The sequence below is a fragment of the Chroococcidiopsis sp. genome (genome assembly GCF_051657925.1).
GTDB lineage: Bacteria > Cyanobacteriota > Cyanobacteriia > Cyanobacteriales > Chroococcidiopsidaceae > Chroococcidiopsis.
The window spans coordinates 19,059-27,514 of sequence record NZ_JBOFLP010000299.1 but is presented as its reverse complement, the minus strand read 5'-3'; the positions used below and the strand labels follow the sequence as shown (position 1 = coordinate 27,514).

The window sequence follows — 8,456 nt, the reverse complement described above, 5'->3', positions numbered from 1 at the left end:
CATTAAGTACCTCGGCTGCTACCAATAACTGCTCTAATTCTTGCAGAAATTGTTTGGTTACGCACTCCTGTCGCGCTGCTGATGGTTGAACGATAACCACCAGTAACCATCCAGGAGAAATATGGGGCAATAGACAGCGAAAGGCAACCCGCAGTTGTCGCTTAATCCGATTGCGAACGACTGCTTTTTTACTCACTTTTGTGCTGATGGAAATACCGATCCGTGTAGGCGCAACTACTTTATGCGTAGCTGTGGCTAGCTTGCCGTCTGCGACTGAGGTTGTGGCATTTTGCATTCGCAAAGCCCTCAAAGTCATGCGATCGCTGTTGCGCCGTATTCCAGTTCGAAATACGGCGCGAAAGTCTTCTCTACTTGAGAGCCGATTTACTTTTGACAAACCCAAATGACCAGTTATCAGTTATCAGTTATTAGTGTAGAGACATTACATGTAACGTCTGTACAAAGCGATCGGCTACCTCTGTTGGGTACTTTAAACGGTTAGACGGTGACGACCTTTTCTTCTGCGCGCTCTAATCACGTTTTGTCCGTCGGGGGTACGCATCCGAGCGCGAAACCCAGATGTTCTCTTTCTTTTGCGGTTAGTACCTTCCAGCGTGCGTTTCATAAATCTGCTCTCTCAGTTATTCGGAATTTTTAGCTAAAAAAGTCACAATCTGCAATTTTAGCATGAAAGTTTCTTAACTAAGTGAGTGGTAGTTGGTAGTTGGTAGTTGGTAGTTGGTAGTTGGTTCTCCCCTGCACCTGAAGCTCCTCTGCTCCCTAATCAACTGATAGTAACGATCCACGTTCCCAAGTAGCGCAGTAGCGGTACGTCTCCAGGTGTTTGAATCTGACAGTTAAAGTAGAAAGTACCACCAGAGCTAGGGTTTTTCACGTTCGAGAAGACCAATTCCACTCTGCTACCAGCTGGAACGGGTTCTTTAGGATAAATATCGACTTTATGATTTTCCTTGTCCCAAACAACTTCTTGCAACGGCACTTTATCACCCTTAATCCGCACCTCAATCCGATCGGTGTCAAATTTACCTTTAAAATAGTCTGGGTAGGAAATAGAAAACTGCGATACTGCCAAATTCAGCTTTTTCTGTGGAATTCTCAACCGATAGCGATCCCAGCCGCTAGTTTGTCCGCCAAAGTCTAATTTGTAGGGGAGTTGATTCTCGCGCTTTACGCCGCTCCAGAGAGTAAATCCTGATGTACCCTGAGCGGATGATACAAGGGGCAACCCAGTTAGTAATAAGCCAGAAACGGCGATCGAGGCAAGTAGGCGACGCATAAAAGCTCCTTCGGACAACAATTGTAATGAGCCGCACTCCTCACAACAAGAATAGTGCGTTACTAAGTCTAATTTACTAGAACTCGCTCGATCTCTACAGACGCTGTGTGTTAGTTATTAGTTGCAGTTGTCAGGGAGCAGGGAGCAGGGAGTCGGGAGTCGGGGGGAAGAGAGCTGAGGGAGCGCAAGGTTGCTGAGGAAGCAGAGGAGTAGAGGAGAAATTACTAGCCACTAGTGACTAGTCACTGCTCGCTCAATTACGAATTACAAATTACAAATTACGAAATATAAACTTTTTGTTATAAAAATTGAGTTGTTGAGCCACACAATTGATAGTTGTCTACGCTACAGTCATCAAGATACCTTTTGAGCAAGTTTTATTTAATAGTTTTATCTTAAGTTCTAGACAAAACCCGAACAAAACGCAGAATAAATCGGGTGCTATTACAATTGCTTGATATGTTAAGAAAAAAGATGACAGCAGGCTTGTCAGCAGAGGTAGTCATTCATTTTCATCTGGCAATTCATAAAAGAAGTTAAAGAGGTAGATCTCAGCTTTGAAGCGCAACATAAGATCGAAAAAATATGACGATCGATCGCAAGATCTGCAATTTTTGCATTGCTATGATGCTGAAAATAGATTGCAATTGGTAAAAGAGGAGTAGGGAGATTAAGTATTACTCGATCGCGAGAAAAATGCTAACAAAGCGCAAAGATTTGCGATCGCGCACGCGAAAGAATTTAGCTGTTGTGTTAACGGAGAAGTCATGAAAATAGCGGTGGCAAAAGAAATCGAAGTTGGAGAGCGTCGGGTCGCTCTAGTACCAGATGTCGTTGCCCGATTGGTAAAACAAGGTGTAGAGGTGTGGGTAGAAGCGGGAGCTGGCGATCGCGCTTTCTTCTCGGATGCAGCCTACGAAGCCGCAGGAGCCAAAATCGTTAGCGATCCGGGATATCTGTGGTGGGAAGCAGACGTGCTGCTGAAAGTAGGAGTCCCTCAAGAACGCGAAGATGGACGCTCGGAAGTGGAAATGTTGCGGGAAGGAGCTGTCCTCATCAGTTTTCTCAATCCCTTGGGAGAACCTGCGATCGCCAAGCGGCTAGCAGAACGGCGAATTTCAGCCTTTAGTATGGAGATGATCCCCCGCACAACTAGAGCGCAGAGCATGGATGCTTTGTCTTCTCAAGCCTCGATCGCGGGTTATAAAGCAGTGCTAATTGGAGCGGCAGCTTTACCCAAGTACTTTCCCATGTTAACAACAGCGGCGGGGACAATCGCCCCAGCTAAAGTATTCATAATTGGTGCGGGAGTAGCAGGATTACAGGCGATCGCCACTGCAAGACGACTGGGAGCAGTTGTAGAAGCTTTTGATATTCGTCCGGCGGTGAAAGAAGAAGTCCAAAGCTTGGGAGCCAAGTTTGTTGAAGTGCAGATAGAAGAAGAAACTGTAGCTGCTGGCGGCTATGCAAAGGAAGTTTCGGAAACAGCAAAACAGCGCACCCAAGAAGCGATCGCGGAACACGTCAAGCTATCAGACGTAGTTATTACCACCGCACAAGTCCCTGGTAGAAAAGCACCGATCCTCGTGACAGAAGAAATGGTAGCGCAGATGAAGCCAGGTTCGGTAGTTGTCGATTTAGCCGCAGAACAAGGTGGTAACTGTGCTTGCACGGAGCCAGGAAAAGACGTACAGCGCAACGGTGTCACCATCATCGGCACGATCGATCTTCCCTCATCCGTACCCATCCACGCCAGCCAGTTGTATGCCAAAAACCTGCTGTCACTGGTGCAGTTGATGATTAACAAGGAAGATAAAAGCCTTCAGCTCAACTTTGAAGACGACATCATCGATGCAGCCTGTATTACCCACGCTGGAGAAATTCGCAACTCACGGGTAAAGGAAGCCTTGGCAACTCTAGTGGGAATTGGTAATGGGTAAGGCAAAAGTCAAAAATCAGGAGTCAGAAGTCGTAGGGGCGGGTTTTGACTAAAAATTTCTAGCCAAAGCTGGCAATCTACTTGCGCGCACCCGCCGTACAGAAGTCAGAAGTATTTCACACACCAATGACCAATGACTCTTGACCAATGACCAAAAGGAGGTTTAATTCATGACAGAAACATTAATAGCAGCTTTATTCGTGTTTGTTTTGGCATCATTTGCAGGATTTGAGGTGATTAATAAAGTCCCGCCGACACTGCACACGCCTTTGATGTCTGGTTCTAACGCAATTTCAGGGATTGCGGTTATCGGTGCTTTGCTGGTTTCTGGTCCCAAGGAATCAAATTTATCAGTAATTTTGGGCTTGATTGCCGTGATTCTAGCCACGATTAACGTCGTCGGTGGTTTTTTAGTCACCGATCGCATGTTGCAAATGTTTAAGAAAAAAGAGGTGAAAGCGTGAGCGATTTTCTACCAACTGGAATTCAGCTGACTTATTTAGTCGCTGCCTCTTTATTTATTATCGGTTTGAAAAAACTGAGTTCGCCTGCAACAGCGCGTAACGGTAATCTGTTGGCGGCAATCGGGATGTTGCTGGCGATCGTGGCAACGCTGCTCGATCGGCAGGTGTTGAACTATCAAATGATTATAGTGGCTTTGGCGATCGGTTCGGCATTAGGTGCGATCGCGGCTTACAAAGTCCAAATGACTGAAATGCCTCAAATGGTAGGCTTGCTCAACGGTTTAGGTGGTGCTGCTTCTGCTTTAGTGGCAGTTGCCGAGTTTTGGCGACTGTTGGGAACCGCCGAACCAGTGCCGCTCGATGCCAATATCTCCATGCTGCTAGATGTCTTTATCGGTGGCATCACCTTCACGGGTAGTATGCTGGCTTTTGCCAAGCTACAAGGACTTATTAGTGGTTCCCCGATTACATTTCCCTTACAGCAACCAATCAACGCTCTGCTGCTAATTAGTTACATCGTAGGTAGCGGCTTTTTGTTAGTCGAGCCGACTAATTTACCCGTATTTTTGGGATTAGTCGCTGTTTCCCTGGTTCTAGGGGTTATGTTCGTCGTCCCCATCGGTGGTGGCGATATGCCTGTGGTGATTTCGCTGTTGAACTCCTTTTCTGGTTTAGCAGCAGGTGCGGCTGGTTTCGTAGTCATGAATAACGTGCTGATCATCTCTGGTGCTTTGGTAGGCGCTTCGGGATTGATCCTGACGGAGATCATGTGTAAAGCGATGAACCGCTCCCTGATTAGCGTTTTATTCGGTGCTTTTGGTGGCGGTGGCTCGGCTAGTGGTGCTGGTGGTGCAGCCGCAGGCGATCAAACTACCCGTTCTGTAGATGCTGAAGAAGCCGCAATGATGTTGGGTTATGCTCGTTCTGTGGTCATCGTTCCTGGTTACGGGATGGCAGTAGCTCAAGCACAGCACACCGTTCGGGAGCTTGCCGATCAACTAGACAGATTGGGTGTAGAAGTCAAATATGCCATTCATCCAGTAGCGGGACGGATGCCGGGACACATGAACGTGTTATTGGCAGAAGCAAACGTGCCTTACACCCAGTTGTACGACATGGATGATATCAACCCCCAGTTCGATCAAACTGATGTGGCTTTGGTAATTGGTGCAAACGATGTTGTCAATCCTGCCGCACGGCACGATACCGCGAGTCCGATTTATGGAATGCCGATTTTAGAAGTAGACAGGGCAAAGCATACAATCGTGATCAAGCGAGGCATGAGTACGGGTTTTGCAGGGGTAGACAACGAGTTATTCTACAAAGACAAAACCATGATGTTTTTTGGTAGTGCTAAAGATGCCGTAGCGAAGTTAGTATCGGAAGTGAAGCATCTGTAGGAATTTGAAATTTTGGTTCTTGCGCAGCCGAAGGCAAATTTCACAATAATTGGTTTCATGTAGGGGCGCACAGGTGTGCGCCCCTAAATATTGCGCCCCTACATGTTGTGTTTGGATAAATTCATGGGGAATGGATCTAATCTTCGTCAGCGAGTTTTAGTCTGTCAAAACCGTACTTGTCGCAAGCAAGGTGCGCGTAAGGTACTAGCAGCATTTCAAGCACAGTTAGTTCCTGGGGTGGAAGTTGTGAGTAGTGCTTGCTTGGGACAATGCGGTATGGGACCGATGGTATTAGTTTTGCCAGAAGAGGTTTGGTATTGCGGGGTACGTGCTGATGAAGTTTTGGCGATCGCCCAACGCCACCTTAGAGAGGGGAAACCCGTCACTACTATGCTGTACAAGAAGTTTCATCATTAGAAGTTAATACCATCAGAAGTTAATACCATGCATCAACTCCCCAATCGCAAACCCGTCAGTGTTTGGAATTATAAGCCTTGGTGGTGCCAGCCTTGGTCAATTTTCCTTACAGGTGTAACGCTAATTAGCGGTAGTTGGTTGTTACTGAAAACTTGGTGGCTGACGATTCTCGTTGCCATACCCGTACTCACCTGGATGACTTTTTTTCTCTTCATTTACCCTCGATTAGTCATACAAAATGGTATTTTGGACGCATTGCCACCTAACGATGAATAGACTGCGATCGCGGTGGCAAGCGATCGAACAAGAACACTCGCACTGCACCAAGTTAGCATGGGAGCAATCTTGCCATCCCTGGCAAATGGTATCTGGCAAATGGTATATGGAACAAACGCATCTGGATTGGTTAATCGAGCTGATCGAGCGAGAATTACTGCCTGGATTACAGATTGACAGCATCGAACCCCACAATCCTGTAGTCGTCAGTAAAGTTTCTTCCCCTTGGCAATTATTGGGAGTGGGGAATTATGCCGCAGTATTCTATCACCCCAGCCAGCCAGATCGAGTCGTGAAAGTTTATGCGCCCCATCGTCCAGGTTGGACGGAGGAAGTAGAAGTTTACCACCGTTTGGGTTCCCATCCTGCTTTCTCGGAATGTTTATACGCTGAGGAAGGCTGGTTAATTCTGAAGCGGTTGTATGGCATGACTCTTTACGACTGTATGCACCAAGGAATACCAATTCCAAAACAAGTCATTAGAGACATTGACGCAGCTTTAGATTACGCCCGCAAGCGCGAACTGCATCCTCACGATGTCCACGGTCGGAATATTATGATGTGGGAAGGTAGGGGGTTTGTGGTAGATGTTTCTGATTTCTTGCATGAAGAAGCTTGCTCGGCATGGCAAGATTTGAAGAAAGCTTACTACTGGTTGTATCTACCGATTCTTTGCCCGCTACGGCTGCGAATGCCTTACTTTGTTTTAAATATTGTGCGCAAGTTCTACCGTTTTTATCGACGCTTGTAATTGGTCATTTGTCATTGGTCATTTGTCATACACCACGCACCACTTACCGCTCACTATCGTTAGTCATATAGTTCTAAACTATGTCAAATCCCCTCCGTCGCTTAAAATTTTTACCGTGGCGATCGCTATTCCTACTTTCTAGTCTTGTAACTCTAATAGTTGTTGTTATAGATTTCTTATTTCTCGTCGGCTATGACTTATCGCCAGCGCTGGCACGAGTCATCAACTTAATGTACAGTGGCAGCTTGGGTGTGTTAGTACAATTTGCTGGTGTTGTCGGGGTTGGAGTCTTAGCAGTTTACCTATTGGAAAAGTTTTTCGCCAATATTACCGCGAATGCTTCTGTGTTGTGGGCTTTGGTGTTTTGTTTGACCCTGTGCCTGGTAGTAAGGTCGTTCCTACTCGTTCCAGCAAGACTAGTCAATATATACAATAATGAAACGCAATTGATCGCCATTGTCATTGGAGTATTTTGGAAAGGTCGTCCTTATTGGCGATAGAAATTCGCGACTGTAGGAGGGAAAGCAGTGAAGGTAGGATTTCTCGGGACTGGGTTGATGGGATTGCCGATGGCACAAAGGTTGTTAGCTACCAACATAGAGCTAGTTGCCTACAATCGTACCCCAGAAAAATTAGCTCCGCTCAAATCGGCTGGCGTGGCGATCGCAACTCGTCCAGATGAGGTTTTAGCTGCCTGCGAGTGTATTATTTTGATGTTGACCGATGCTAATGCTATTCGAGATGTCCTATTTTCTCCAGCCTCCCAACAACACCTATCGGGACGCACCATCATCCAAATGGGAACTATTACTCCCACCGATAGCAAAGAAATTCAGCAAGAAGTCACTGCTGCTGGAGGCGATTACCTTGAAGCACCCGTACTAGGAAGTATTCCCGAAGCAAAAGCTGGAAAATTGATTTTGATGGTAGGGAGTTCGCCAGCACAATTTCAGCAATGGTTGAGTTTGCTACAAAACTTCGGTTCCGAACCGTTGCATATCGGTGATGTCGGGAGTGCGGCGGCTGTGAAACTAGCACTCAATCAACTCATAGCTTCTCTCACTAGTGCCTTTGCCTTAAGCTTAAGTTTAATCGAGCGTCAGGGAATAGACGTAGAGGTTTTCATGCAGATTCTCCGTCAAAGCGCCCTTTACGCTCCCACATTTGATAAAAAACTACAAAGAATGCTCGATCGCAATTACGACAATCCCAATTTTCCCACCAAGCATTTACTCAAAGATACCAATTTATTTATTTTCGAAGCGCGATCGCTAGGACTCAGTATCAATCATTTAGAAGGAGTCCGGCAAATTCTAGAAACTGCCATCGAGAGAGGCTTAGCTGATACAGATTATTCTGCTTTATATGAGGCGATCGCTCCATCAGATAATGCTTGATGAATTGAAACTTCAACTGTGAATTGCGAATAGCGGATTGAAAGCTGACACATCCACGTCATATTTGTCAGTCATACTAGACCCTAATGCGATCGCCAAATATCCGCCAGTACCTAACGCTTGCTGGAGGCTAGAAAAATGCTGAGAATGAAAATGATGCGGATGATAGTCACGGCTTGTTGTGTAGCAATCTTCATGGCTACTTGGACAAGCGCGGCAATAGCACATCACGGATGGAGCGAATATGATAACAGCAAAACGCTCAACCTGTCAGGAAAAATTCAAGCAATAGGCTACGATAACCCACATGTTGTTTTACAACTTCAAACCAAAGAGCAGGTATGGGAAGCCGTCCTTGCTCCACCCTCGCGACTGCAAAACCGAGGATTACCACCGAAACAATTGCAAGTTGGGGAAACGGTTAATGTCGTAGGCTATCCTCACCGTAGCGAGAAAAATGAGATGCGAGCAGAGAAAATTATAGTCGATGAAAAAACTATACCACTGCGCTAAAC

The 8,456-nt window shown here is 46.2% G+C and carries 12 protein-coding genes; 9 read left to right on the top strand and 3 right to left on the bottom strand.

Going from position 1 to position 8,456, the window contains the following annotated elements; genetic code table 11:
* From rnpA to ACRC32_RS24355, 3 genes are all read right to left on the bottom strand, one after another.
* On the bottom strand, positions 1–403 hold a 403-nt coding region (rnpA, locus tag ACRC32_RS24365; protein WP_438556393.1), incomplete at its 3' end, for a ribonuclease P protein component.
* Between the two features lie 87 nt (positions 404–490).
* Positions 491–625: a 50S ribosomal protein L34 gene (gene rpmH, locus ACRC32_RS24360; protein WP_015152367.1), complete on the bottom strand. Its 135-nt coding sequence runs from the start codon at positions 623–625 to the stop codon at positions 491–493.
* A gap of 159 nt (positions 626–784) precedes the next feature.
* On the bottom strand, positions 785–1,297 hold the full coding sequence (locus tag ACRC32_RS24355) for a DUF2808 domain-containing protein (RefSeq protein WP_015152368.1): 513 nt from the start codon (positions 1,295–1,297) through the stop codon (positions 785–787).
* Between the two features lie 767 nt (positions 1,298–2,064).
* Here ACRC32_RS24355 and ACRC32_RS24350 point away from each other — a divergent pair.
* The 9 genes from ACRC32_RS24350 to ACRC32_RS24310 all read left to right on the top strand — a co-directional run bounded on the left by ACRC32_RS24350 (position 2,065) and on the right by ACRC32_RS24310 (position 8,454).
* Positions 2,065–3,237 (top strand): Re/Si-specific NAD(P)(+) transhydrogenase subunit alpha, encoded by a 1,173-nt coding sequence (locus tag ACRC32_RS24350; protein WP_438556392.1) that lies wholly within the window; start codon positions 2,065–2,067, stop codon positions 3,235–3,237.
* Positions 3,238–3,406: 169 nt separating this feature from the next.
* Complete coding sequence (locus ACRC32_RS24345) at positions 3,407–3,700, top strand: NAD(P) transhydrogenase subunit alpha (protein WP_438556391.1); 294 nt, start codon at positions 3,407–3,409, stop codon at positions 3,698–3,700.
* Entirely contained in the window at positions 3,697–5,100 is a 1,404-nt protein-coding gene (locus ACRC32_RS24340; RefSeq protein ID WP_438556390.1) for an NAD(P)(+) transhydrogenase (Re/Si-specific) subunit beta, read from the top strand. The genes ACRC32_RS24345 and ACRC32_RS24340 overlap by 4 nt, the downstream gene beginning before the upstream one ends.
* 123 nt (positions 5,101–5,223) lie before the next feature.
* On the top strand, positions 5,224–5,517 hold the full coding sequence (locus tag ACRC32_RS24335; protein WP_438556389.1) for a (2Fe-2S) ferredoxin domain-containing protein: 294 nt from the start codon (positions 5,224–5,226) through the stop codon (positions 5,515–5,517).
* Positions 5,518–5,544: 27 nt separating this feature from the next.
* Entirely contained in the window at positions 5,545–5,793 is a 249-nt protein-coding gene (locus ACRC32_RS24330; protein ID WP_438556388.1) for a DUF6737 family protein, read from the top strand.
* Positions 5,794–5,899: 106 nt separating this feature from the next.
* Positions 5,900–6,544: a serine/threonine protein kinase gene (locus tag ACRC32_RS24325; RefSeq protein WP_438556396.1), complete on the top strand. Its 645-nt coding sequence runs from the start codon at positions 5,900–5,902 to the stop codon at positions 6,542–6,544.
* An 80-nt stretch (positions 6,545–6,624) separates the two neighbouring features.
* Positions 6,625–7,044, top strand: coding sequence for a peptide chain release factor 1 (locus ACRC32_RS24320; RefSeq protein WP_438556387.1), 420 nt, complete (start codon positions 6,625–6,627; stop codon positions 7,042–7,044).
* A 27-nt stretch (positions 7,045–7,071) separates the two neighbouring features.
* Positions 7,072–7,941, top strand: coding sequence for an NAD(P)-dependent oxidoreductase (locus ACRC32_RS24315; protein WP_438556386.1), 870 nt, complete (start codon positions 7,072–7,074; stop codon positions 7,939–7,941).
* Positions 7,942–8,079: 138 nt separating this feature from the next.
* Positions 8,080–8,454, top strand: a complete 375-nt coding sequence (locus ACRC32_RS24310; RefSeq protein WP_438556385.1) for a DUF6152 family protein — start codon at positions 8,080–8,082, stop codon at positions 8,452–8,454.
* Positions 8,455–8,456: the final 2 nt, after the last annotated feature.